The following is a 24,410-nucleotide window of genomic DNA, read 5'->3' on the forward strand; positions in this document are numbered from 1 at the left end:
ACTATAACTTCACGAATTTAGCTCGCTATCACCGCACAACTGAACGCACCCACCGCAAATGGTTCCAGAAGGTTATGATATTGCTAGGGTTTAGTGGGGGAGGAGTTTGGTGTCTGACCACGCGTCCGATCTGCGGGAGCGGCAGAACCAGCCCGAGTTGCTGGCCCTGCGGGCAGCCATCTTCCGCACCTTCAATCGCCCAAAGCAGGTCTACACCCTGGTGTTCTACGGCACTCTGCTGCTCGCAGTACTTACCGTAGTGGATAATCTGTGGCTCCACCGCCTGACCGGGTTCCTGGCCTTTGTGACGGCGCTGATCCTGGTCGTGGAAATCATCTACCGTCTGTGGGGCCAGAAGCAACTGGAAGCTGGCGCGGTGCTGGCGGACCTGTACGACTACCGCCTGTACGGGCTGCCCGTACCTGCGGGCAGGACGGTGCGGCACCCCTCTGTCACCGACGTCATGCCTATGGCGGCAGGTGTGGACACCACTCCATTCAGAGACTGGTACCAGGGGCTTGATCTCTTCCCGGCGGCCCTGCAGCCGCTCGTCTGCCAGCTGATCAACGCCACCTGGGATTACCAGGTTCGCGTGAGACTCTCCCAGGCCGCCCTGTGGAGTGCCGGCGTGTACGGAGTCGGCATCGTCGCTCTGGCCGCCGGGCTCAACCGTCCGTTCCGGGAGACGGCAATGACCCTGTTGCTGCCGGCCCTGCCCTTCCTCTACCAACTGCTAGTCCTGCATGTCGAAAGCCGCACTTCACTCCTCAATCTGCACGGCGTCAAAAACGGCATTGAAGCCATGTTGCGGCGAGCCGACGACACGGTGGGCAAGGAAACGCTTTACGCTCACCAGGAGCACCTCTTCAAGCATCGAGCCAGCGCTTTCCCGATCCCCAACGTCATCCACAGCCAGGTCAAGGGGAACGTGGCGAAGGAGCTGCAGCTTTGCCTTGAAGCGCTGTCATCGGAACGGCCATCCGCCCCCTGAACGACTCGCTCATTCACCCAGGCTGCACGTCCACGCAGCCTGGGCTCTGCGTGAAACGCATCCCCACCGTCGCGGCCCTCGGTGGGGTTTGGACGGCCCCAGAGGCGAGATTCCGCGACGAAGTTCGCTTCCTGCCGTCCAGGACGAAATTATCCTGCGCGCGATCCCTTCAGACCCTATGCTGAGGCACAGTATGAATTGCAAAGAATTCACGCCGCTGGGCGCAGGCAAGACCCAGGGGCTACCCAATGAAAACGGACCTACGACAAGGGCTCCATCAAACCGCCATGCGGCGCAGGCTGCGGTGCGCCCGTGACGGAACTCGAAGCCCGTCAGTATGCCCTAGGACTGGTGCAGGCGCCCCGCGCCCTGACCCTGTCCGAGCTGGAGAACTACCTCGCGGCGGCCGCCGATCTGCTACGCGGTTCCATCGACCAGGCCGACTTCAAGCAGTACATCTTCCCCCTGATGTTCTTCAAGCGCATCAGCGACGTCTACCTCGAGGAATACGCGTACGCCGTAGAGGAGTCCGGTGGGGATCACGAGTTCGCGGCGTTCGCTGAAAACCACCGCTTCCAGATCCCCGAAGGCCACCTCTGGGAAGACGTCCGCAAGCGCACGCACGACATTGGCGCGGCCCTGCAGGCGGCCTTCCGGGCAATCGAGACGGCCAACCAGGAGACGCTCTACGGCATCTTCGGGAACGCTACCTGGACGAACAAGGACAAGCTTCCAGATCGTAAGCTCGCCGATCTGATCGAGCACTTCTCTAGCCGCAACCTCGCGAACGCTTCCGTGGCGCCGGACGTGTTCGGCAACGCGTACGAGTACCTGATCAAGCGCTTCGCGGACCAGTCGAACAAGAAGGCCGGGGAGTACTACACGCCCCGCTCGGTCGTGAAGCTGCTCGTGGATATCCTCGACCCGCAGGAAGGCGAGACGATCTACGACCCGGCCTGCGGCACCGGGGGCATGCTGATCGAGGTGATCGAGCATGTCCGGCGCGCCGGCGGCAGCCCGAAGACCCTCTGGGGCAAGCTGTACGGACAGGAGAAGGTCCTGGCGACCTCCGCGATTGCCCGGATGAACCTGCTGTTGCACGGTGTCGAGGACTTCAAGGTCGCCCGCGAGGACACCCTGCGCAGCCCCGCCTTCTACACCGGCAACCACCTCGCTCAGTTCGACTGCGTCCTGGCCAACCCGCCGTTCTCCCTGAAGAACTGGGGGGAAGGCGCCTGGGTCACCGACCCCTGGGGCCGGCAGGCGCTCGGCGTTCCGCCGAAAGGGTACGCGGACTGGGCATGGGTGCAGCACATGCTGATCTCCGCCACACCCAAGACTGGACGGGTCGCCGTCGTGCTGCCGCAGGGGGCGCTGTTCCGCCAGGGCGCGGAGGCACGGATCCGGTCGCTCGTGGTCCGCGCCGACCTGGTGGACGCGGTGATCGGCCTGGCTCCCAACCTGTTCTACGGCACGGGCCTGGCGGCCTGCGTGCTGATTCTGCGCCTCGGAAAACCTGCCGAGCGCAAGGGCAAGGTGCTGTTCATCAACGGCGAGCGGCTGTTCAAACGCGGGCGAAGTCAGAACACCATGGAGCCCGAGCACGCCCAGGAGATGCTCGCGGCCTACCAGAACTTCAAAGACGTCGACGGTCTAGCACGGGTGGTTCCCCTGGAGGAGATCACCGGGAACGACTTCAATCTGAACATCCCGCTGTACGTTGCCCCCGCCGAAACCGGCGAGCAGGTCACGCTGGCGGATGCCTTCGCCGACCTGGAAGCCGCCCACGCCCGCGTGCTCGAAACGCGCGCCGCGCTGGAAGCCGAGCTGGCGAAATGGGGCCTCGCCCCTGAGGAAGTCAACCTGTGAGCACGAAACGAATCACGCAACGCGAGCTCGAAAGCTACCTGTGGGGCGCGGCTGTCGTCCTGCGGGGCCTGATCGACGCCGGTGACTACAAGCAGTACATCTTCCCGCTGGTCTTCCTGAAGCGCATCTCGGACGTGTACGACGAGGAACACGCCGCCGCCCTGCAGGTCTATGGAGACGCGGAACTGGCCGACCTCCCCGAGAACCACCGCTTTGCCATTCCCGACGGCGCGCACTGGAAGGACGTCCGTGAAACCACCACGAACATCGGGCAGACGGTCCTGAAAGCCATGAAGGCCATCGAGAGCGCCAACCCGGACACCCTCCCCGGCGTCTTCGGGGACGGGGACTGGGGCAACAAGGACCTGCTCCCGGACTCCACCCTCGCGGACCTGATCGAGCACTTCTCCACCCGCACGCTCTCCATCGCCAACCTCCCCGAAGACGAACTCGGGAACGGCTACGAATACCTGATCAAGAAGTTCGCCGACGACTCCGGCCACACCGCGCAGGAGTTCTACACCAACCGCACCCTGGTACACCTGATGACGCAGATGCTCGAGCCCCAGCCGGGCGAATCGGTGTACGACCCCACCTGCGGCACCGGCGGCATGCTGATCTCCACCGCGGCCGAAGTGAAGCGTCAGGGTAAGGAGTGGCGCGGCCTGAAGCTGTACGGCCAGGAACTCAATTACGGCACCTCGGCTATCGCGCGGATGAACCTCTTCCTGCACGGCATCACGGACGGGCACGTCGCCCATGGGGACACGCTGGGCAAGCCGGACTTCCTCAACGAGAAGGGGCAGCTCAAGACCTTCGACGTGGTCCTCGCGAACCCGCCGTACTCCATCAAGACCTGGAACCGCGAAGCCTTCGTCAAGGACGCTTACGGCCGCAACATCTGGGGCGTCCCCCCACAGGGCCGCGCTGACTACGCCTTCTTCCAGCACATCGCGAAGAGCCTTGACCCGCAGACGGGTCGCGCTGCCATCCTCTTCCCGCACGGTGTTCTATTCCGTAAAGAGGAAGCCGCCATGCGCGAGGCCCTGATCAAGTCCGACCTGATCGAATCGGTCATTGGCCTCGGCGCGGGCCTGTTCTACAACAGCCCCATGGAAGCCGTCGTGATCACACTCCGAGCGAACAAACCCGCCGAACACCGGGGAAAGATCCTGTTCATCAATGCAGTGAATGAAGTGGCCCGAGAGCAGGCGCAGTCCTTCCTGAAGGAAGCGCATCAGACGAAGCTCCTGAAAACCTACCGGGACTTTGTCACCGTCGATGGTTTTGCGACGGTCGCCGATGTCAGCCAGGTCGCAAGCAAGAAATACAGCCTCGCCATCCCGCTCTACGTGGCGGGGGCAAGCTCTGCTGAAACCGCAGAACAACTGGATGTCACTGAGGCCCTGGCAGAGTGGCGGGCAGCGGCCGAAGTGTCGGGTGAAGCTATCAGTGACGTTTTGAGGCTGCTGCGCAGAGAGGTATATGTATGAGTCTGAATCTCGATAAATCGCGCTGGACGCGGGTCAAGTTCGGTGAAGTCGTGTTCAACGTTAATTCCACAGTCAAGGACGCCGAAGCGGCTGGAATTGATCGGGTCATTGCTATGGAGCACCTTGATCCTGGCGAGCTCAGGGTTCAGCGCTGGGGCAATGTCGCGGATGGCACCACCTTTACGCGCCGGGTGAAGCCAGGACAGACGCTATTCGGGAAACGCCGCGCTTATCAGCGCAAGGTGGCTTATGCCGAGTTCGACGCAATCTGTTCAGGGGATATCCTCACCTTTCAGGCGAACGAGGCACAGATTCTGCCGGAATTCCTGCCCTTCCTGGTGCAATCTGATGGTTTTTTCGCTCACGCACTGGGAACCTCAGCTGGCTCGCTGTCACCCCGGACAAACTGGACTGACCTGTCGGACTTCGAATTTGAACTTCCTCCCCTTGCCGAGCAGAAGCGGTTAGCAGAACTCCTCTGGACTATGGAGGTTCATCAAGAGACTGTAGTAGAAGAGAACAGAGCATTGACGATTTTGCGGAGTAAGCAGTTGAACCAAGTGCTATCCGCAAAGACTATCGAAATCTCGCCGCTGGAAACTCTAGTCAAACCAGACACCAGCATTACATATGGCATTGTTCAAGCTGGCCCAGAAATCGAGGACGGCGTTCCGTATATTCGCGTCTCAGATATGACTGATGGAGATCTCTCTATCAAAGGCATGAAAAAGACTGCGCCGGAAATAGCTGCAAGATTCAAGCGCTCCAGAGTTGATTCCGGCGACTTAGTGGTGGCTTTGCGGGGACGGACTGGATTAACACTAAAAGTTCCTGAGGAATTAGACGGGGCAAATCTTACGCAAGGGACGGCGCGAGTTGCTATTGATAATAATAAAATCGATCCGGATTTCGTTATCGAGGTAATGAATTCCGCATGGATGGCGTCCGAGGTCAGTCGTAATGCGAAAGGTTCTACATTCACGGAATTGACTTTGGTTGCACTGCGAAATCTGCCAGTGCCGAGATTGGGAAATGACAAAGAGCATGAACTACTGCAGGTTCTGAAAGCAGTGAGTCGTGCTCAGGAAGCAACGTCAAACTCAATTGAAAAACTTAGGGTAAAGAAAAGTGCAATCCTAAAAAATATCTTTGAGGGCTTTCAATGACTCTCTTCAACGAGGCCAATTCCGTGCGCGATTTCGTTCGTGACCGTGTAGCGTCCACGCAGGTGCCGTTCGTTGCAGGCTCAACACTACTTCGCGCTACCAGTGATGTTCTGCTGGAAAGCCAATTGAAGTCAGCACTGATCCGCCTAAATCCCGAGATTGCAGCCGAACCGGCTAAGGTTGAGCAAGTGTTGCACAACCTGCGTGCCATCCTACTTAGCGCCCGCACCAGCCCGCATCCAGTGGTGGCGAACGAGGAATTCACCGCCTGGTTGACCGGGCAGAGGTCCATGCCGTTGGGCAAGGACGGCGAGCACGTCACTATCCGCCTGATCGACTTCGATAGCCCCGAAGCCAACGAGTGGACGATCTCCACCGAGGTGACGTTCGTGCAGGGCCGGGTGGAGAAGCGCTTCGACCTGGTGCTGTGGTGCAACGGCTTCCCACTGGTGGTGGGGGAGGCGAAGTCGCCGACGCGGCCCGCCTACACCTGGATCGACGCGGCCGCCCAGATTCACGACGACTACGAGAAGAGCGTCGCGCCTTTCTTCGTGCCGAACGTTTTCTCGTTCGCCACGGAAGGCAAGGACTTCCGGTATGGCACGGTCGGCATGCCGGTCGAGCTGTGGGGCCCCTGGCGAGAGGAGGACACCGACGTAGACGCCCCGGCGAAGATCGGCCTCGCGGCGGTGGGCGAAGCGGTTGACGGGGTGCTGAAGCCGGCGGCGGTGCTGGACTTCCTGCGGTTCTTCACGCTGTTCGCGACGGATAAGAAGCACCGGAAGATCAAGATCATCGCCCGCTTCCAGCAGTTCCAGGCGACGAACCTGATCGTGGAGCGTGTGCTGCTCGGGAAGATCAAGCAGGGGCTGATCTGGCACTTCCAGGGGTCCGGGAAGTCCCTGCTGATGGTGTTCACCGCGCTGAAGCTGCGGGCCATGGCGCAGCTGACGAACCCGACGATCCTGATCGTGGTGGACCGCATCGACCTGGACACGCAGATCACGGGGACGTTCAACGCGTCCGATGTACCTGGGCTGGTATCCACCGATGACAGCGCCCAGCTGCTGAAACTGCTCAGCGGTGGGGCACGCAAGATCATCATCACGACCATCCACAAGTTCAAAGACGCTGAAGGCGTCCTGGACAGCCGCAACAACATCATCGCCATGGTCGATGAGGCCCACCGCACACAGGAGGGCGACCTCGGGCAGAAGATGCGTGCGGCCCTGCCGAACGCCTTCCTCTTCGGCCTGACGGGCACGCCCATCAACAAGCGTGACCGGAACACCTTCATGTGGTTCGGCGCCCAGGAGGACGAGGGCGGGTACCTGTCCCGCTACTCCTTCCAGGACTCCATCCGCGACGGCGCGACGCTGCCCCTGCATTTCGAACCGCGCCTGTCCAAACTCCACATCGATCAGGAGGCCATCGACACGGCCTTCGCGGAACTTGCCAGCGAGCGCCGCCTGTCCGAAGAGGACAAGATCACCCTGTCGAAGAAGGCCGCGTCCATCGAGGTGCTGATCAAGGCGCCGGACCGGGTGCGCCAGATCGCGGCCGACATTGCCGAGCACTTCAAGACGAAGGTCGAACCAGAAGGCTTCAAGGCGCAGGTCGTGGTGTACGACAAGGCGTCCTGCGTGGCCTACAAGGAAGAACTCGACCATCACCTGGGCGCGGACGCCTCGACGATCGTGATGTCGAAGGCCCGTGGGGATAAGCCCGAGTGGAGTAAATGGACGCCTGGCGCGGAGGATCTCGAGCAGGTGCTTGCCCGGTTCAACGACCCGGCCGATCCACTGAAGATCATCATCGTGACCGCCAAGCTCCTCACCGGCTTCGACGCGCCGATCCTGCAGTGCCAGTACCTCGACAAGCCCCTGAAGGAACACACGCTCCTCCAGGCGATCACCCGTACGAACCGGGTCTACCCGCCGTACAAGAAGTACGGTCTGATCGTGGATTACCTCGGTGTGTTCGACGACGTGGCGAAATCCCTGGCGTTCGACGATCAGGCTGTGCAGCGCGTCATTGCCAACATCGAGGAATTGAAGAACCAGCTTGAGCCGGCGATGGCTGCGGCCCTTGTGTTCTTCCCTGGTGTGGACCGCACGGTCGGCGGGTACGAAGGGCTCATCCAGGCGCAGTCGGCAATTGCCGACACGGCCACACGGGACACTTTCGGCCTGGCGTACAGCGTCGTGTCCCAGCTGTGGGAGGCGCTCAGCCCGGACCCTATGCTCGCCGATTACAAGGCTGACTACCGTTGGCTGACGGACGTGTACGAGTCGGTCCGTCCGTCGGACATCACGGGCCGCCTGGTCTGGCACGCGCTGGGTGCCAAGACCATCGACCTGATCAACGAGCACGTCCGCATCGAGATTCCTGAAAGCGCCGAGACGGTAGTACTGGATGCTCAGACCATCGAGGATCTGATGCTCGGGAAGGGCGGAGACGTCCCACCGAAGGAGATCGAGAAGTTGATCACGGCCCGCATCGCCCGGCACCTGAACAATCCTGTGTTCGTCGCGCTTGGGCAGCGGCTGAACGCCCTCCGGGCGAAGTACGCTGACATCCAGCAGTCCAGCCTCGACTTCCTGCGGGAGTTGCTGGAGCTCGCGCGCGACACGGTGGCCGCGGAAAAAGCCGTCAAGGAAGTCCCGCGGGAAGAGAAAGGCAAAGCAGCTCTCTCGGAACTCTTTGACACTCTCAAGACCGAGCAGACTCCGATCATCGTCGACAACATCGTCAACCGCATCGACGAGGTCGTGCGCGCCATCCGCTTCGACGGTTGGCAGTCCACCATCCGCGGCGACCAGGAGGTCCGGCAGGCCTTGCGGAAAACCCTCTATGTACAGTTCAAGATCCGTGACAACGACGTTTTCGAGAAGGCGCTCGGGTACATCCGCGAATACTACTGAGGGACGCCATGGATATCGAGAAACTCATCCAACAGCAGAAGGACCGCCTGAAGACGGATCGAGATGATCGATCCAGAGCAGTTGAAGAGTCGGATTCAGCTCCACAACTGGACCTGCAGGCTGCCCTGCGATGGTACTACGGCCAAAAGACCAAAAGAGCATTGACCGTGGTCATTGAGGCTCTGGCAAGAGAGCTGAGGCCTGCTGTGTCTAAGATGAACGAGCAATTGAAGGATTATAGGTACGAGATTGACATTCAGACTGCGGAATTCACATCGCTTCTTGACGCAAGAAATGGCAAGACATACGACGACCTGAAGCGTGATAGGCAATCAGAAATCAATAATAATAAATTTGAGGTTAATAATAGGATTAAGGTGCTTGGACTTCAGGAGGAACAGCGTCCAGCGATTAGCTTTCCACCGTTCGATACCTCATCGCATTTTGGTTCAACCAAGCCGGATAACGCCCTGTTGAATTCAAGTGAACACGCGCGAATGATTGCAGCAGAATTACATCGACTCCAGGAAGCCCCTGCAAGAGAAGCGGCCGCCAAGCAGCAATTGCAAGCCGCTTACATTGAATTGGACATGTACGAAAATTTAGCTCGATCCATCTCTCGCCCCGCGCTGCCAACTATTCAGTTTACTTTTCGGAAATCACAGAAGCTCATTTGGAAATTCAGCCGTAAAGTAGACCTCCTGCGAAAGTCCCCCGCTACCCTGCGTGAGTGAGCCACGACCGCCTGGAACGCCTCCGAAAACTGAACCGCAAGCGCTTCAAACGGCATACCGGGATCTACCCCGAAACCTTCGCCGAGATGGAAATCGTCCTGGACCAGCGAGAACGCTCCAAGAAAAAGTCTGGTCGACCTCCCGCTCTCAACGCGGCTGAACAACTCCTCCTCACACTCGAATTCTGGCGGGAATACCGCACTTTTGCTCACCTCGGCCACGACTGGAACATTCACGAAACCACTGTGCAGCGCACGGTGGAACGCGTCGAAACCGCCCTGATCGGGAGCGGAACGTTCCGACTTCCTGGCCGCAAGAGCCTCAAACAGGAAAAGGACGTCTTTCAGATCATCGCCGTGGATGCCACCGAAACCCCCTGTGAGCGGCCCACCAGCAAGCAACGCCGCTGGTACAGCGGCAAGAAGAAACGACACACCCTGAAAACGCAGGTCATGATCGACGTGTCTACCCGCTTGATCCTGTGCGTCGCCACCGCCTTCGGATCCATGCATGACCTCACCCTGTTCCGGCAGTCGGGCGTCCAGATCCATCCAAAGACGCCGCTGATCGGCGACGCCGGCTACCAGGGCATTCGGCGACACCACGGTCACTCGGTGACACCTCACAAAGCGACGAAGAACGCGCCCCTGACCCCTGAACAGCGTCAGCAGAACCGGGAACTGGCGTCGACCCGCCTGCGGGTCGAGCATGTCATTCGGTGTCTGAAGATTTTCCGCGTCCTGAAGGACATTTACCGTCACCGGAGGCGGCGCTTCTCCTTACGCGTTAATCTCATTGCGGCGGTGTGTAACCGCACCGTTGCCAGCGCGGCATGACTTTCGCAGGAGGTCTATTCAACCCCAGCAGCATCGAACGCCCGCTCCTGCGCGCCGCTGGGATTCAGGACGAACAGAGCGCGGCGATCGGCCACAAGCCGTTGAACTTCCTCAGCGGAGAGAGCCCGCCGGGCCACGACGCCGTCGACGTTCCGGATCTGAAGTGCAGCTGCCACCTGCTGGAAGGCGCTGTCCCCAGTCAGGATGACTGGGCCGGTGCCGGTTTCACCGATGGGTTCAACCGGCACCGGTCCGGCCACGTCGAACGTGTCAGGCAACGTCACACTGCGTACGTTCTCCCGATTCATAGCTGGAGCTGGAGCGCTCGGGGTCCGGCGATCCTCCCAGGGGTCCCGTGAGGGTCGACTGTAGGCGCTGGCCAGCGTGGCAGCCGCTTCGCTCTCGCTGTACGGATCGTGGCGGCCGTGCGCGTCCTGCACAGGAACCTGCGCGGCGTAATCCCGCATGACGTCCTGCGCTTCCCCGCGGCTGTATCCGTTGTCGCGCAGTTGCGTGGCCAGCCACATGCCGGCGTTGTTCCGTCCCTCGCCGCTGTTGACCATGTCGAGCGCACGGCTGACGAGCAGTTCACCAGGAGGCCGCCCCTGACCATCCTGACGACTGCCCTGGTAGGACATGACCGGCGCGGCCGGGCGCGGCTCAGGCCGTTTCGGAGGTTCCAGCAGGCCGAGGAAAGCGCGGAGGTCGTCTGGGAGACGGCTCAGTGGCAGGACATCGCCGGGTGCACTTTCCCATGTGTACGGTCCACTGGGATTGACGCTGGGAGGAATGATGGCATAGCCGCCGTCACCACGGATGTCGAGGCCGGTCCAGCGCTGACCAAGTTCGTGCTTCGCCTTGCTGTTCAGCGTGGCGACTGGCCAACCTGGATGCTCGAAATAAACGTGGCTCCCACCACTCCCAGTGCGGACGTGTACGGGTAAACCCAGTTGCTGACGCAGTTTTTCACCGTCTGGCCCATCAAAATCCAAGATGATCAGACCTGACACAGCGCCAGTAACGACAGCCAGCCCCTTACCTGCTTTTTTCGCGAACCAGATGGCAAGATCCTTCTCCGTGGGTGGGACGATCTGAAGACCTTTCCAGGCAGGGACGCTTTTACCATCACGTTCTTCTTTGTGGCCAGTCTCAACCAGCACGTACGCTGGTCTCTTGGCCCACTCGCCTTCCGCCTGCACGGGCAGCACACTCCAACCACGAGCGGTCGCCTCGAGACCTGCTTGGTGAAGTGTGTTCGTACGGCGTGTAACCGGTCCTGTCAAAATGTCCTCGCTTTCTGCCCTATAGGGCAGGGGGTGAGTGTCCGCAGTGAAGCCTGCCAGGGTGAAGCACTGCGGATCTGCTTTTTATTGTTTCAGGCAGCTGCCCGCTACTGCGGGGCAGCTTGCCCGGTTAGATTTAGTTAAATCTAGTTAGAAAAAAAAGAAGCTGAATTCGTCGTCTGAGACAGTGAAAAAAAAAGGGGAGTGATTCACCTGGAGGGGGGGGAGTGATTCACTTGGAGGGGGGGGAGTGATTCACCTGGAGGGGGGAGGTCAGGCCTTCTTCTTCGGAGCGGTGATGGTGTCGAGGATTTCGAGGACTTCCTGCGGCGCTGTGATTTCAACCATGGCGTCCAGCCACGTTTCGAAATTTCCAGGCTTACCCAGGCCGTCATTGATACGAGCCAGAGCATCCGGGTCAATACGCCAATCCTGAACCACACCAATCTCTTTCAAGGCGTCCATCGCGCCTTCTGCATACTTCGTGATCCGGCTGCGGTTTGGGGAGCGTCTGAGCTCCTCGATTTCGCGCATCAGCCCGGCACGATCGAGAATGGTGCTCCACTTCAGACGCTTGACTGCAGGTCCACGTGCGTCCTGCCGGTAGAGCAGCACCAGCTCCGTCCCAATGCGTTTGGCCCAACGGTGGACACCACTGCGGTTGGGAAGCTCGACCAGTGCCTTAAACATGGGGGAGTAACTCCGAGGGAAGAAACGTGCCCAATCGCCAAGAGCCAGCTCCCAGACCATATGGCACTCCTGACCCAGCAAGTTGCGGTCAATTTCGCGGGCCATCACGGAGATGACCTTCTCCTCGCGGGCTTTGACCAGCTGTTTGGACTTCCGTTTACCTTTCGTCTGACCCGCGTCTTGCTCAAGGGTGCCCTTGACGTCAGGTGTCAGGTAGATCTTCATGCGTTCGAGGTGTTCCAGGGCGTTATGAACTTCGAGCAGGTGCTCTGGCTTCATACCCCCTTTGTGGTGTTTTTTGTAGCCCAGCAACTGCGCAACCTCACGCGTGTCGATGTGGATACGCGTATAGACGTTGGCATTGCCGACACCTTTCTCTGCCGCTTTCCAGAGAATCACACGCCAGACGTCGGCGGTTCGATCATCCAGCCGGTTAACCTGTTCCACAGCGGCTTTCGCGGCTACCTGCACATCTTGGCCACGAAAGTTCAGCGTCTCGTAAGTCAGTCGGATACCCGCTGTTCGACCGTCCTCGAAGTAAGGGAATACCTCCTCCAAAGGGTTGTATTTCCAGTTTCGACCGTCACGGCTTGCACGGTCAATCAGGGCGTAGGGCGGGGCCGACAACATTCTCTGTAGGTGTGCTGGGTAGTCGGTAGCCTCATCACGCTGTTCTTTTCCTGATTCTGATGATTCTTTCAATTCCCACCAGTAGGGAACCATAGTACGCAAGCCATCCTGCCAGGCCCAAAGTGGAATGCGTTCAGGAAGCTGCACAGGAAGATGATGATGGACAGGTAATGCAATCCTGTCGGAAAGGAACATTTCCTTCAAGAGGGTGGTAGTCAAGCTGCTGACTTCGATGGAGGTACGCCCAGGCAATTTTACGGCAGTCCAGGAAAGTAAGCTACCATGAAGAATTGCTGGTCTACGCTTATTTTTAGGTTCAATCAATAATCTAGGCAAAATTCTTTTCTGTGAAACTTTTACGTTCTTCCTGTAATTGTTCCATTCAGACCAGAGAACTGGTATGCTATTTTCCATTCCCCACATTTGCGCACGAGCATTAAGGAAATGTTTTTCCAGCTGCTTTTCTACTGGCAGTCGGCGAAAGTCTATCGAGTATTCGTCGTATGTGATATGAGTTTCTCGACCCACATTAAACTCGGGTTTCAATTTTTCGATTTCGATTTCGTCTTCCGAACATTGTTTGTAAATCGCGTCAATGTTACCGGCTCGAAGTTGACGTAGTGGTGCTAAAAACTCATTAAGTTTCTCGCCCCTGTATTCACCATGAATCTCAACGGCCAAGAAGTAATCAGCAACCACCTGTGCCTGTACTTGAATACTTGGAAAGGGAGGCGCTTCTTCGGCGAAGAGCGTGATAGGTCCAATTCTGGTTTCGTGTGGTTCTTGCCTCTCAGCCACGCCATACCTTCCCTGGCAACATTGCATCTGCCACGTCTTGAAGCTTTTGATCGAACGTCATGAATCGAATCCCTAGTGGTGCAATCTTCACTGCCGCCGCCAGGTGGACCGCGTCATAAGCCCGGAGCTGGTGTCGTTCGGCGAGATCCCCCGCTTGCTTGAGGAGATCCTCGTTGACGGCTATGTTGGCTACCGCTGCCCAGTCTCCTTCAAAGGCCCTGAGCGCCTGCGTGTAGGCGGCGCCGCTCATCAACTTGCGTGCACGCCTGCTGGCCAACGCGGCCCGCATTTCCACGTACGTGATGCTATGGGCGATCACTCCGCCGGCGGCTGCCTGCTCAGTTAGTACCTCATCGCGCTTCGGTTCGTCGGTGTAGAGCCTCATCATGGCCGACGTATCCAGGTACAGCAGGTGTCTGGCGCTGGTCACAGGTCAGGTCCACGGTGATCATGCAGGAGCTCCTCAATGGCTGGTCCCTTGACCTTGACGGGTGTATCCAGACCCATCGGCTTCTTTCCCCAGGGGTTCGCGCTGAGCAAGCTCATGGCTTCCGCTTTGGCTTGTGCGGTCTCCGGATCGTCTGCGTTGGGCGATTCAATCACCGTGATCTCCAAGCCCAGGACGTCGAGCGCCTCCAGAAGAGACTGCGGGATTTTGCCGTATGTACCGTTGAGAAGCTGCGTGACAGAGGGTTGTTTGATACCCAGGCGGGAGGCGAGTTGTGCGTGTGTGAGGCCCCGGCGGCGTGCGGCCGCCTTCATCGCCTCTCTGACCCGAAGATTGGTATCCATATTGCCACAGTAGGTTAAACACCTATAAATCGCAAGGGCTATTAACTGCAATAGGCGTATAACCTATATTGCTTTCAAAGGTTCATGTTGTTGAGAACAAATCCTCGGGTCACTTGCCGCGGGCGAACATGGTCGCCAGTTGCGTGCCGTACGCCGGGTGCGCGACCACCAGGTCCGCCGCCCGGAAGTGCCCTGGTCAGCCGGGCGCAGCCCAGTCGCCCGGCGGTTCTCAGGGCCCCGACCTCCTGGACCTGCTCGCACAGAGCCGCCTGCACGTCCGGGCCGCTCTGGTCGTACCACTCCCGCAGGCTCCGCAGGTCCCGCTGCACGTCGGGCGCCAGGGTCAGCGGCGTCACGAACGGCCGGGGCGCGGGATCCGCTTCCAGGTGGAACGTGCCCGGCTGCACCTCGCTCAGCAGCGGCAGTTCATCCGTCCGGACGCGCAGCAGGTGCGTGACGTCCATCGCGGTCGGCCCGGTCAGGATCTGCACCGGGCGGTCTGCGCCGGCGCGGACGTACGTCACGGCGTCCAGGTGGGCCGATTGCAGCGCCGAGCGCAGGTCCCCGCGCAGCTGCTCCGGGGAGCGCCGCGCGTTCCACGGCGTGACCGGCACGCCCTCGGGACGGACCAGCGCGCCCCAGTCCCCCAGCCGCAGGATCAGCTGCCGTCCCGAGGCCGTGATGCCGTACACTTCCGGTTCCATGTCCTCGCAGCCCGGGTGGCTGGACACGGCCGTGACTGTCATGGGCAGGATCTCCCCGGACTCCCGGATGTACAGCACCTCGTCATCCTCGCGGAACGTCCCGACCGGCACGTTATGGAACGCGCGCAGCAACTCCGGGATGCTCAGCACGCCCGCCGGCGTCTGCGAGGGCGCGCTCATCCCGGCGCTCAGGGTGACGTTCACGCCGCCCGGCGTGGCGTAATTCACGGTCGCCAGGACGGGCGGCCCGTCGCGGCGGCGGGCGGACACGCCCACGTGCGCCTGAAGGGTGACCGTCCCGTCCGGCGCGGTCGCCACGGTGCGGCCCTCTTGCACCTGGAAGGCGTACTCGCTCAGGGTGGCCAGGGTCACGCCCGGAATCACCCGGGCCGCGACGACCGCGTGAATCAGGGCGGTCGGCAGGGTGCGGACGCGCTGGTCGGCCTCGCCTTTCCCGCTCAGGTCACGCCGGGTCTCCACCCCCGGCGTCGCTGCGGCCGGCACCGTCCAGGCCGGGTGCAGTTCGCTCGGCCGGGCGCGTCGCCACGCGGTCACAGCGCCTCCTCCGCGCTGAGCACCGGCGCGTTGATGTCCGGCTCGTACGGGCTGACCTCGCCGCTGAAGTCCGCCAGGAGGACGCCGCTGGGCTGCGCGTCGGATTCTTCGACGGACGTGAGTTCGAAGCCTTCTGCGCTGCGGGACGTGTCCTGCGCCGCGCGGTCGTAGTCGCCGCGCCCGGCGTTGCGCGCGATCAGCTGGTCCGCTTCGAGGTCGGAGTGCGCGAGGACCGCGACTTCCAGCAGGGCGCTGGCGGTCATGACAACGCGGCGGCTGTACACGCGGAGTTCGGTGGTGGGGGGGGTGGGGGGGGTCATGAGGGAGCCTCCAGGTAGAGATCACGCGGCGGGAAGGCAGGGGCCTGCGCCGCTGCGTGTGAGAGGGCGGAGGGTGAGGGCGGACTTCTGCTGATGCCCAGGGCGAGCGCCGCGTTCGCGTGGGTGGGTCGTCCGGGCGGGAGCGGAACACTCCCGGAACACTGGGGGCACGCCCCCGCCCCCGACCATTCAGGGACACTCTTACTGTAGCGGTGGTCAGTACCATGAGAAATCCACAGTGCTGGACGGCAAATTCCTTAAAGGTTCCTACCAGTCCCACAGGATGATGGGGGGGCCAGGGAGGCGCTTCAGGCGGCCGCGCACCGCCACACGCCCCGCCCGTCCGCCTGCATGTCCGGCAGGCTCTGAAGCACCTGCCGGACCTTGGCCTGGTAATGCTCGTTGGCGCGGACCTTCTCCGGCGCGTCCCGCGCGACTTCCTCGTAGATCTCGCGCAGCGGGGCGCGTCCGAGGCGGTGCATGGCGGCCCGCACGACGTGCTTCCAGGAACTCGCCTGCGCCGCCCGCGCCTGCCGGACGCACGCGCCCAGCGCCGCGTACACCGTTCCCTCCCGCCGCCACACCAGCACGTACTCGTGGTCGATGGCGTCCCACTGGATGCGCCCGTACGCCTGCCGCGCGGACGTGGTGTTGTGCTGCGCCTTGACCGTCACGCTGCGCAGTTCCGTGCGCGGCATCCGGGCCAGCAGGTCCCCCTGGTAACTGTGGTACCGCCCGTTCTTGCGGGTGTCCCCGATGATCACCACGTAATGCCCGCCGGTCGCGGTCACCTCGCGCATGTTGAGCGTCAAGGCGTGCAGCTGTTCCAGGAAGGCGTCGTCGTCCCCGGCGGCGCTCATGTCCCCTGGCCCGGCGTGGTACGCCAGTTGCGTGCCGTACGCCGGGTGCGCGACCACCAGGTCCGCCGCCCGGAAGTGCCCGGGCCAGCCGGGCGCACTGGCGTCCAGACCCAGCTGCACCTGCGCGCCCCGCGCCCGCAGCCGCGACGCGACCCCCTGGTGGTACGCGCCCACGCTCAGGTCCGAACCCTGCGCGTCCAGGCCCAGGCGCAGCGCCACGTCCAGACTCGTCCCGCTCCCGAAACACGGGTCGGTGAGGCTGCGCGCGCCGCTCTAGCGGATCAGCCACTCGTACACCTGCGGCGCGCAGTTCCCGCGGAAGCGGGCGTCACCGCCCACGCCACGCTCAGGAAAAGACAACATGCAGAACTCCGGACAGGAATGGATTCATTTGGGTCTCCAAAGGGGAAAGAGGGCAGGGGAGAGGGCGGGTCAGCCCCCGTCCCGGCCGGGTTTCAGGAAGAGCGTGAGCGGGCGTTTCAGACGGCCAGGACGGTGTACTCCATCGCTTCCCAGTCCGGGATGCGGTAGCGCTGGTACCCGCTGCTGTCCTCGAAATGCACGCGCCGCCCCACCCGGACCAGGGTGAAGGTATCCATCGTCAGGCGGGGCGTGAACTTCAGGCTCCTGGCGAACTGCACGGTCGCGCCGCTGGGGACCCTCGCGGCCCGCTCGCGCTGCCGGACGTGCTCCCAGCAGCGTTCCCGCCAGCGTCTCGTCTGGAAGTCCGGGTCGAGCGCGTCCCGCCGCTCCCGCGCGGCCTGCATCGCCTCGTACGACACGCCCGCCTGCAGGGACTCCCCGTTCGCCTGCCGGGCGGCCGCGTCGTCCTCGGGGCTCAGGTGCGGCAGCGGCGCGTACTGCTCGGCGGCCGTGAGCACGGCCTTCGTGGCGCGGGCCTCGAGGGGCCCCATAGATTCGTCCATGTCGCGGTACCAGAAGTTCTCGTGCTCCTGGCCGGTCCAGCCGACTTTGTACACCGCGACGAACCACCCGCTGAACGGCACCGGACCCATACTGCCGTACCGCATGACCACGTAGAATTCCGCGCGGCCGACCAGGGCGCTGGCGGCGACCTCGGTGACGGTCACGCCGCCACTCCAGGCTTTTTCGTAGCGGTCGATGCCGCCCTCCCGGCTCACGAGCGTGCCGTAGAAGAAACTGGCCATGGACGTGCCTCTGGGGAAGTGCGCGGTCGTGGTGCCCATCAGGCGCCGCGCACGGCCGGAGCCGGAGTGTGGGGCAGGGTGACCTGCACGGGGCGGTCCGCGTCGAACGCCAGGGACCGGCGGCAGGCGGTGCGCAGCACCACGGCCCGCGAGGTCGTCGTGCGGCGCGTGACCGTGAACGTGCCGTGCGGGGTGTGCAGGTGCGCCCCGCGGGGCACCTGGGCGGCGGGAACAGTGATCATGGACATGAGTGGACTCCTGAAAGGGGGCAGCGGCCGGGAAGGCACGCCGGGAGGGGGGGAGAGGGCCGTCACGTTCCCCTGGCCCAGGGAAGCGCCCCCTGCTTCCCTGGGTGATTGGTCGGGTCTGGGAGACGCCGGGTTCAGGACACCGGGAAGAGTCCATCTCCGCGCCCGGCCGTCAGGGTCTCCTGCCGCTGCCGGGTGTTCTTCTGGGCCGCTTCGATGTACTGCGCGTTGGCGCAGACGGTCACCCGCTTCGAGCCGCGCCGGCCGATCAGGGTGACGCTCAGGCCGTCGACGTGGCTGATCTCGCAGGCGACGCTGCGCTTGCCGTCGTGCCAGATCAGGGCGCCGAGCCGCTGGCCGGGCTGGGGGTTCACGCGTTCATGCGCGGCCGCGAGGTCCCGCTGCTCCTGCTCGTGGCGCAGCAGTTCCCGCGCGTAATAGATTTCCATGCCGATCACGCCGCCCTCGACGTGGCTGGTTCCGCGCGCCCGCAGTTCGTCGTTCAGCAGGTCGCCCAGTTCGGCGATCACGCGGGCCTGCACGTCGTCGGTGTACCTCAGCCCAGCACGCAGCGCCTGCGAGACGAGGTGTTTGAGGTACGCCCGGTGCGGGTCCGCTGGACCGCCGTCCCGGATCGCGTCCCAGTGGTTCGCGGTTTCCCAGGTGGCCGTTCCGAGCGGGTACAGCCCGGACGGCCGGGCGGGCGGGATGGTTTCAGGGGCCGGAGTGGTGGGGGTGGTCATGGGGGCTCCTTGATGCGGGCGGCGCGTTCCGCTGAGGGAAGACGCGCCGCCGGGAGAGGGGGGAAGGTCTGAGGGAAGCCCCGTTCAGGACGCCGGGTGCCGCCGGGCCTCGCGGGTGCGGGCCAGGTCCTCCTCGCGCTGCCGGGTGCGTCTCAGGGCGTCCTCGATGTCGCGTGCGTCGGTGTGGAGCTTGAACGGCCGCCGGTCGCGCCGCCCGGCCAGGGTGATTCGCAGGCCGTCGACCGCCCACACGAAGCACCCGGTGCGCCGCTTGTCGTCAAGCCAGATCAGCGTGCCGAACCGCTGGCCGAAGTGGGGACGCAGGCGCTCGTGCGCGGCCGCGACGGCCCGCTCCCGCTGCTCGTCCCAGAGCTGCTGCTGCGCGAAACGGATTTCCGTCTCGATCTGGCCGCGCCCCGCGCTGGAGTCGCGGGTCTCGGGGCTCAGCAGGTCGCCCAGGTCGCCGGTCACGCGGGCGTACAGGTCCTCGCCGGACCGCTGTTCGCTCAGGGCGTACTCGACGAGGCGTTTCAGGAACACGCGGTGCGGGTCGGGCGCCGCGCCGCCGCCAGCGGCCTGCCAGATGTCCCGCGCTTCGCCGGTGGTCGCTGCGAGTGGGAACGGTCCGGACGGCCAGACCGTGGGGGCGGTGGGAGCCGTGGGGGCCGCTTCAGGGGAGGCTGGGGTCATGGGTGGCTCCGGAGGTGAGTTGCAGCTGCATTAATCCCAGTCGCGGTCGTACTGTTCCAGTCGCCGCAGGCTCTCCCGCCCATCCGTCTGGGACCCGGCACTCCGGGACTCGGCGCTCTGGATCTCGCTCAGGTCGAACACGTTGAGATGTCCGTTCCAGCCGACAAACCGGATGACCGGCCGGCCGGTGCCGACTTCCTTGCCCTCGACGAACCCGGTGGTCCGCACGCCGGACGGCGGCGTGCGGACCATCTCGCCGACGGTCAGGCCAGCTGGGGCGGTCGTTTCAACCTGCACTGTCGGGCGGGATTCCGGCAGGCTGCGGGATTCTTCGAACGTCGTGTGTTTGTCTTCGACTCGCAGGCGGCGGTTCAATTCGCTTTCTCCGATCAGTGTGTCGTAGATCATGGTCAGTTCCTTGTGTTTTCGAGTGTGGGACGGCCCTGCTCGCTCACGCGCCCTGGGCGAGCAGGGTCGCCCGCAAGTCCTTCGCGGCGCACTGCATTTCCTGCCGGGCGCCGTGATGCACGAAGGCCACGCCTTCGCCGCTGGCGACGGCCTGCTCGACGTGCAGGAGGCGGGCCCAGGCGTTCCCGAAGGTTTCCAGGGCGGCGAGTTCGGCGGGCGTGAACGGATCGGTGGTGGGGGTCGGGGTCGTCATGGGGCCTCCTGGGGCGTGCGAACAGGGCCGCGCCGCCCGTCCCCTGGGCCGGGGGGAGCGCCCCGCGCTCGCCACGGTGTGTCTTCCGGGTCCTGGGGGAGCGTGGCCCCGCGCGGGGAGGCCGGCCCGTCACCAGGGCCAGGGGAGGGGACTGCTGGACTGCCCGGCCCGCAGGGCGGCGCGCGCCAGTCCCCACCACGTGACCCAGTCGGTCTCCTGGCGTTCCTGGGCGTCGAGGGTCAGGACCACCCGTTCCAGTAGCCGCAGCGCTTCGAGTTCCCGGTTCTTCAGCGGGCGCCGCCCCACTTCGGCCAGGTCGCCGAGCGTGCCGGACTGCGGCGGGATGCGCACGCCCCGTTCGGCGTACAGCGCGTCGGACGCGCGCTCCCCTTCGCGCAGGGCGTAGATGGTGACGCCCAGGGCCGTCATGCGGTACGCCTCGGGCGTGTGGCGCGAACGGGCCAGTTCAACCTCCATCTCGCGCAGGTCCAGTTGCTCGTCCATGTCGCGCACGGCGGGCAGCAGCGTCTGGAGGGGCATGTCCAGCACGCCCGGCCCCCGCAGGCGCTGCAGGTGCGCCCGCGCGGCGGCCTGCGGGGCCGCGGGAACGTACGGACTGTCCGGCTCGCCCCGCAGCACGCGCCCCAGCGCGTCCAGGTGCGCCCCCATGGTGAGCAGGGGCCGCTGGGCGTCGTGCGCGGAGACGGGCGGCAGGAACGCCAGCAGCGCCTCCACGAGCGGCCAGCGTGCCGCCTGCGGTAAGTCCTTCAGGGCGGACAGGGCCGGGCCCAGCTGCGAGAAGATCGCCCCGCGCGCCTGATCGCTGAAGGCCGGGAGTGGCGTGACGCCTGTCGGCGCCGTGAGGTCGTGGGAAGCCGCCATGCCCCGCAGTATGCCCGCCCCGGAGCGGCTTCGGTGACGGGCAGGGACGCCCGCCGCCCCTCGGTTCCCGGTGACACACCCGTTGAAAACCCCCATCCACGCGGAGACACACCTGTTGAAAACAGCACGGCACCCGGTGACACACCCATTGAATCCAGGCGTTCACTCCAGTGACACACCCGTTGCTAAGCCCAGTCAACCGAGTGACACACCCGTTGCATACGCGGTGTCCTACCCGTTGCCTCCCCTGTGACACACCTGTTGCACCAAAAACAGTCCCGGTGACATACCTGTTGCATTATTTCCTCGCCACGGTGACACACTCGTTGTATCCACGGTGGCACACTCGTTGCAAACAGCCCGAAACCCGCGACCCAGTCGACATCCAGTCTCCGTCACTGATGATGTCATCATTTCAAATCTTTACTTCTTTTTTCCAGAAGTACCCATAGAATCATCATCACGACCTTGAAGATCCAGCCGCGCCACCACGACGACCTCAACCTCTCCCGCCTCAACCTCATCGTGGCGCTGGATCAGGTTGACATGCAGGAATGGAGCGTCACCTACGAGTCCCGGGGCCGCATCGTCCGCATCAGCTGCGAAGCAGGCGTCAGATACGCCGTCCCGCACGGTCTCGACAGTGACGTCAGCGCGGCCCTGCTCAACCTCTACATCGAAGAAGGCATGCCCGACGACGGCCGCATCACCGTCGCCGCCACCGCCCTGCTTCACCTGTGCGGCTGGCACAAGTCCGGCAAGTACATGGGGTTGCTCCGCGACTGCCTCGAACGCCTTCATCAAGCGAACTACACCGTCTCCGGTGGGTGGCGCGACCACCCCAAGCAACGCTGGACGCACGCGAAATTCCACTTTATCGAGTCCCTGAACTTCACGACGCTCGACGGCGTCGGCCTCTTCGACGAACGCTCCATGATCGTTCTGCGCCTCGCCGAAGACGTCACCGCCAGCATCCGCAGCGGCTACCTCAAACCCCTCGACTCGGAATTCATGACCTCCCTCTCCCGCCCACGCACCCGCGTGCTTTACCGCGTCATCGACGCCGCCCGTTTCGACCCGGAAAACCCAGACCGACAGGTGGATACCCTCACCTTCCCCGTCCTCACGTGGGGCGACCAGTGCAAGATCCCCAGCGAAGGCCAGGCCTGGAGGGTCATCCGCGCCCTCACCTCCCCGCACCAGGAACTCATCAAACGCGGGTACCTCGCAGACGTCATTCTCTCCGGCCGTGGCAAAGACCAGACCGTCCGCTACGAGTTCGCCCGGGACTTCACCAAAGTCGACCCGGCCCTCATGCGCAAATTCCGCGAGTATGGCGTCGCCGACGGCATGGTCCGCAAACTCGTCCGGGATCACGGCGAGAGCTTCCTGGCGGATACCATCACCCGCTTTGCCTCATTGATCTCCTCCGGTGTCCTGGTCGTCCGCAAGACGAAAGCCGCAGCCCTGATGCACCTGATCGCCCATCCGGACGACTACCCCTACCCGAATAAGCCCGCCCCAGCCCCCACGAGAGCCGCGCCAGCCATGCAGCCGCTACTCGCTGAACCCAGCCTGGAAGAAGACTTCGCGGACCTGACGCCCGAACGTGCAGCCGACCGACTGATCCGCCGACTGGACCTCCATTACCGCAAGCTGCTCCGCTCGCCGGACTACGACCAGATCCGGCACCGCGTCCTCACCGGCGACATCATTCCAGCAGAACTCCTGCGAACTGCCGTATCGGCCGTCGCAGCCGGAAAACAGGAACAATTCGTGGCCAACTTGCGGCAAGCAACCGGCCCCTGAGAGCTGGCCGGTCGAATCCTCCAAAGGTTCGTACTGCTGAGCGCGCATTCCTGCGTCAAGAGCCTCTGGAGGTGTTGAAAGGGCCTGGGGGGAGGCGCCGCAGTGCCGCGCCCGCACCCGCAGCGGTCAGCAGACTCCCGATCAGCAGCAGCCCCAGGAACGTCTGCGTTCCCAGGACTTCCTGGTACGCCCGACTGCCGCGCTGGCGGCACACCCACGGCCGGTCCTGCGCGCAGTTCAGGCGAATACGGCCCGCGGCGTCCGGGGAGGGCTCAGCGCCCCCGATTCGCCGCCACGTGAGCGTGACCGTCCCCTCCGGGCTGTACTGGTCGGCGTGCACGGTCACGGTGCCGGTGAAGGGCGGGTCGTCCGGGCAGTTGCGGACGCAGTCGCTGACGGCCGGGCCGAGCGTGCCCGTGCGTTCCACCGTGGGCGTGTCCTGCCACGCCCGGAGTTCCTTGACGCGCGGCTGAACGAGGATCAGGCTCGTACCGGCCAGCAGGGCCGCCATGAGGGCGCCCATCACGGCTTACCCCAGCAGCGGCCGGAGTGCCGTGCGGGAGAGCGGCCGGACGTTCAAGTCTGGTCGGGCGTGGGCGTTCCGGTCACGGTCTTCGCGGCCACTGGCCTGATGAACAAGCTCATCGCTAAATAAGAATCGGACATTCGCTCGCCATCCGCACCGCACGTGGGCCCCCTGAACGTGCGCGCCATGAAGGCCGGACTCTCCGGACGGGGGCGCTTAATGTTCCTGATCGCCTCGAAAATTTCATCGTAGGTCTCATCCTCGCAGTCGAGGCCGCTGAAAAGCGTGGCGACCGCGGCGAGAATCGCGTAGGGTGTGTCCGGCTGAAATACTAGAGCCATAGAACGATACAAACGACGTGCACGACAGCTAAAAATTGATGTCCCCGCTTCTCGTACCTCGTCGCCAAGGCTCGGAAGTCCTTCATACGATTTATTCCGCGCTCAACGCCATTCCTCTCTTTATAAAGTTCTACGTCAAATTGTGTTGGCCTTCCGCCGCCACGACCCCGGCTCAAACGTGCTCTGCGTGTATCTTCGCGTTCTGGACAAATGCATTTGATTTTCCTTGCACGCAATTGACGACGGTACTTTCCCTGTCCGTACGCTCGGTCAACCCGCAAGCTGGGGAGGTGTTTTCGGGGCCGCCCCGGCCCCGGTCTCTTCACCCTTACCTCATCCAACAGGGGAACCATGTACTTTGGATCGCTTTCCTGTCCACTGGAAAGAACGACCGCAAGAGGCAGGCAATTTCCTTCGGCCAGCACGTGAATTTTAGTGTTGCGTCCTCCACGACTCACCCCTAACCACTCGTTGCTGATCGCCCCCTTTTTTCCAGCTTCGCAAGCTGTTTTTGTGCGCCCACCGCAGAGCGGTGGGCCTTGATACTGGTGCTGTCCAGAGAAGCACGTTCCCAATCAATTCTTCCCTCTTGTTCTGCAATGCCCTGTAGCTCCGCAAGAGTAACTGCTCAGCACGAGAAGTCGAGTTTGGGTAAGACGCCACGAAAAACGTCAACTAAGCCAGTCCAAATGGATA

23 protein-coding genes and 1 pseudogene are annotated in these 24,410 nt (G+C 63.0%); 8 read left to right on the forward strand and 16 right to left on the reverse strand.

Annotated elements, in window-relative coordinates; genetic code table 11:
• Positions 1-109: 109 nt before the first annotated feature.
• The 7 genes from QZ269_RS06650 to QZ269_RS06680 all read left to right on the forward strand — a co-directional run bounded on the left by QZ269_RS06650 (position 110) and on the right by QZ269_RS06680 (position 10,013).
• A complete protein-coding gene (locus QZ269_RS06650; RefSeq protein ID WP_291425593.1) occupies positions 110-991 on the forward strand; it encodes an S-4TM family putative pore-forming effector in 882 nt (293 codons plus the stop codon).
• Positions 992-1,303: 312 nt separating this feature from the next.
• On the forward strand, positions 1,304-2,860 hold the full coding sequence (locus QZ269_RS06655) for a class I SAM-dependent DNA methyltransferase (RefSeq protein ID WP_291425595.1): 1,557 nt from the start codon (positions 1,304-1,306) through the stop codon (positions 2,858-2,860).
• Positions 2,857-4,353 carry a class I SAM-dependent DNA methyltransferase gene (locus QZ269_RS06660; RefSeq protein WP_291425597.1) on the forward strand — a complete coding sequence of 499 codons (1,497 nt, stop codon included), beginning with the start codon at positions 2,857-2,859 and terminating at the stop codon, positions 4,351-4,353. The genes QZ269_RS06655 and QZ269_RS06660 overlap by 4 nt, the downstream gene beginning before the upstream one ends.
• The gene (locus tag QZ269_RS06665) at positions 4,350-5,519 is read left to right on the forward strand and encodes a restriction endonuclease subunit S (RefSeq protein ID WP_291425599.1); all 1,170 of its coding nucleotides are present in this window, start codon (positions 4,350-4,352) and stop codon (positions 5,517-5,519) included. The genes QZ269_RS06660 and QZ269_RS06665 overlap by 4 nt, the downstream gene beginning before the upstream one ends.
• Positions 5,516-8,443 carry a type I restriction endonuclease subunit R gene (locus tag QZ269_RS06670; protein WP_291425601.1) on the forward strand — a complete coding sequence of 976 codons (2,928 nt, stop codon included), beginning with the start codon at positions 5,516-5,518 and terminating at the stop codon, positions 8,441-8,443. The genes QZ269_RS06665 and QZ269_RS06670 overlap by 4 nt, the downstream gene beginning before the upstream one ends.
• An 8-nt stretch (positions 8,444-8,451) precedes the next feature.
• Positions 8,452-9,177 carry a hypothetical protein gene (locus QZ269_RS06675; protein ID WP_291425603.1) on the forward strand — a complete coding sequence of 242 codons (726 nt, stop codon included), beginning with the start codon at positions 8,452-8,454 and terminating at the stop codon, positions 9,175-9,177.
• Complete coding sequence (locus QZ269_RS06680; RefSeq protein ID WP_291425604.1) at positions 9,174-10,013, forward strand: IS5 family transposase; 840 nt, start codon at positions 9,174-9,176, stop codon at positions 10,011-10,013. The genes QZ269_RS06675 and QZ269_RS06680 overlap by 4 nt, the downstream gene beginning before the upstream one ends.
• Before the next feature lie 14 nt (positions 10,014-10,027).
• Here the strand turns inward: QZ269_RS06680 and QZ269_RS06685 are convergent, their stop codons facing one another.
• The 14 genes from QZ269_RS06685 to QZ269_RS06750 form a co-directional block, all read right to left on the reverse strand.
• Positions 10,028-11,296 (reverse strand): bifunctional DNA primase/polymerase, encoded by a 1,269-nt coding sequence (locus QZ269_RS06685; RefSeq protein ID WP_291425606.1) that lies wholly within the window; start codon positions 11,294-11,296, stop codon positions 10,028-10,030.
• A 273-nt stretch (positions 11,297-11,569) separates the two neighbouring features.
• Positions 11,570-13,414 carry a hypothetical protein gene (locus QZ269_RS06690; RefSeq protein ID WP_291425608.1) on the reverse strand — a complete coding sequence of 615 codons (1,845 nt, stop codon included), beginning with the start codon at positions 13,412-13,414 and terminating at the stop codon, positions 11,570-11,572.
• A complete protein-coding gene (locus tag QZ269_RS06695) occupies positions 13,407-13,844 on the reverse strand; it encodes a type II toxin-antitoxin system VapC family toxin (protein WP_291425610.1) in 438 nt (145 codons plus the stop codon). Before QZ269_RS06695 ends, QZ269_RS06690 begins: the two co-directional genes overlap by 8 nt.
• Positions 13,841-14,206, reverse strand: coding sequence for an XRE family transcriptional regulator (locus QZ269_RS06700; RefSeq protein ID WP_291425612.1), 366 nt, complete (start codon positions 14,204-14,206; stop codon positions 13,841-13,843). The genes QZ269_RS06695 and QZ269_RS06700 overlap by 4 nt, the downstream gene beginning before the upstream one ends.
• A gap of 74 nt (positions 14,207-14,280) precedes the next feature.
• Entirely contained in the window at positions 14,281-15,465 is a 1,185-nt protein-coding gene (locus tag QZ269_RS06705) for a hypothetical protein (RefSeq protein ID WP_291425614.1), read from the reverse strand.
• Positions 15,462-15,785 carry a hypothetical protein gene (locus QZ269_RS06710; protein WP_291425616.1) on the reverse strand — a complete coding sequence of 108 codons (324 nt, stop codon included), beginning with the start codon at positions 15,783-15,785 and terminating at the stop codon, positions 15,462-15,464. Before QZ269_RS06710 ends, QZ269_RS06705 begins: the two co-directional genes overlap by 4 nt.
• Before the next feature lie 308 nt (positions 15,786-16,093).
• Complete coding sequence (locus QZ269_RS06715) at positions 16,094-16,864, reverse strand: hypothetical protein (RefSeq protein WP_291425618.1); 771 nt, start codon at positions 16,862-16,864, stop codon at positions 16,094-16,096.
• A gap of 260 nt (positions 16,865-17,124) precedes the next feature.
• A complete protein-coding gene (locus tag QZ269_RS06720; RefSeq protein WP_291425620.1) occupies positions 17,125-17,814 on the reverse strand; it encodes a hypothetical protein in 690 nt (229 codons plus the stop codon).
• Positions 17,815-17,852: 38 nt separating this feature from the next.
• Positions 17,853-18,056, reverse strand: coding sequence for a hypothetical protein (locus tag QZ269_RS06725; protein ID WP_291425622.1), 204 nt, complete (start codon positions 18,054-18,056; stop codon positions 17,853-17,855).
• A 140-nt stretch (positions 18,057-18,196) separates the two neighbouring features.
• Positions 18,197-18,805, reverse strand: coding sequence for a hypothetical protein (locus QZ269_RS06730; protein WP_291425624.1), 609 nt, complete (start codon positions 18,803-18,805; stop codon positions 18,197-18,199).
• A gap of 84 nt (positions 18,806-18,889) precedes the next feature.
• A complete protein-coding gene (locus QZ269_RS06735; protein ID WP_291425626.1) occupies positions 18,890-19,495 on the reverse strand; it encodes a hypothetical protein in 606 nt (201 codons plus the stop codon).
• A 30-nt stretch (positions 19,496-19,525) separates the two neighbouring features.
• Entirely contained in the window at positions 19,526-19,903 is a 378-nt protein-coding gene (locus QZ269_RS06740) for a hypothetical protein (protein ID WP_291425628.1), read from the reverse strand.
• A gap of 43 nt (positions 19,904-19,946) precedes the next feature.
• Complete coding sequence (locus tag QZ269_RS06745) at positions 19,947-20,156, reverse strand: hypothetical protein (protein ID WP_291425630.1); 210 nt, start codon at positions 20,154-20,156, stop codon at positions 19,947-19,949.
• 129 nt (positions 20,157-20,285) lie between these two features.
• Positions 20,286-21,038 (reverse strand): hypothetical protein, encoded by a 753-nt coding sequence (locus tag QZ269_RS06750; protein ID WP_291425632.1) that lies wholly within the window; start codon positions 21,036-21,038, stop codon positions 20,286-20,288.
• Between the two features lie 468 nt (positions 21,039-21,506).
• Here QZ269_RS06750 and QZ269_RS06755 point away from each other — a divergent pair, with 468 nt between their 5' ends.
• Positions 21,507-22,847 (forward strand): replication initiator protein A, encoded by a 1,341-nt coding sequence (locus QZ269_RS06755; RefSeq protein ID WP_291425634.1) that lies wholly within the window; start codon positions 21,507-21,509, stop codon positions 22,845-22,847.
• A gap of 55 nt (positions 22,848-22,902) precedes the next feature.
• Here QZ269_RS06755 and QZ269_RS06760 read toward each other — a convergent pair whose 3' ends face one another.
• Both QZ269_RS06760 and QZ269_RS06765 read right to left on the reverse strand, forming a co-directional pair.
• On the reverse strand, positions 22,903-23,373 hold the full coding sequence (locus tag QZ269_RS06760) for a hypothetical protein (RefSeq protein WP_291425636.1): 471 nt from the start codon (positions 23,371-23,373) through the stop codon (positions 22,903-22,905).
• Positions 23,374-23,704: 331 nt separating this feature from the next.
• Positions 23,705-24,333: pseudogene (locus tag QZ269_RS06765) on the reverse strand (IS5 family transposase); the annotation flags it as partial.
• Positions 24,334-24,410: the final 77 nt, after the last annotated feature.

The sequence above is a fragment of the Deinococcus sp. genome, from assembly GCF_018260405.1.
In the GTDB taxonomy this organism is placed as follows: domain Bacteria; phylum Deinococcota; class Deinococci; order Deinococcales; family Deinococcaceae; genus Deinococcus.

Excerpts from the sequence above, each read along its gene's own strand:
- QZ269_RS06665 (WP_291425599.1), top strand. The coding sequence starts at position 4,350 with ATGAGTCTGAATCTCGATAAATCGCGCTGGACGCGGGTCAAGTTCGGT.
- QZ269_RS06670 (WP_291425601.1), top strand. The coding sequence starts at position 5,516 with ATGACTCTCTTCAACGAGGCCAATTCCGTGCGCGATTTCGTTCGTGAC.
- QZ269_RS06675 (WP_291425603.1), top strand. The coding sequence starts at position 8,452 with ATGGATATCGAGAAACTCATCCAACAGCAGAAGGACCGCCTGAAGACG.
- QZ269_RS06700 (WP_291425612.1), bottom strand. The coding sequence starts at position 14,206 with ATGGATACCAATCTTCGGGTCAGAGAGGCGATGAAGGCGGCCGCACGC.
- QZ269_RS06710 (WP_291425616.1), bottom strand. The coding sequence starts at position 15,785 with ATGACCCCCCCCACCCCCCCCACCACCGAACTCCGCGTGTACAGCCGC.
- QZ269_RS06720 (WP_291425620.1), bottom strand. The coding sequence starts at position 17,814 with ATGGCCAGTTTCTTCTACGGCACGCTCGTGAGCCGGGAGGGCGGCATC.
- QZ269_RS06725 (WP_291425622.1), bottom strand. The coding sequence starts at position 18,056 with ATGATCACTGTTCCCGCCGCCCAGGTGCCCCGCGGGGCGCACCTGCAC.
- QZ269_RS06730 (WP_291425624.1), bottom strand. The coding sequence starts at position 18,805 with ATGACCACCCCCACCACTCCGGCCCCTGAAACCATCCCGCCCGCCCGG.
- QZ269_RS06735 (WP_291425626.1), bottom strand. The coding sequence starts at position 19,495 with ATGACCCCAGCCTCCCCTGAAGCGGCCCCCACGGCTCCCACCGCCCCC.
- QZ269_RS06740 (WP_291425628.1), bottom strand. The coding sequence starts at position 19,903 with ATGATCTACGACACACTGATCGGAGAAAGCGAATTGAACCGCCGCCTG.
- QZ269_RS06745 (WP_291425630.1), bottom strand. The coding sequence starts at position 20,156 with ATGACGACCCCGACCCCCACCACCGATCCGTTCACGCCCGCCGAACTC.
- QZ269_RS06750 (WP_291425632.1), bottom strand. The coding sequence starts at position 21,038 with ATGGCGGCTTCCCACGACCTCACGGCGCCGACAGGCGTCACGCCACTC.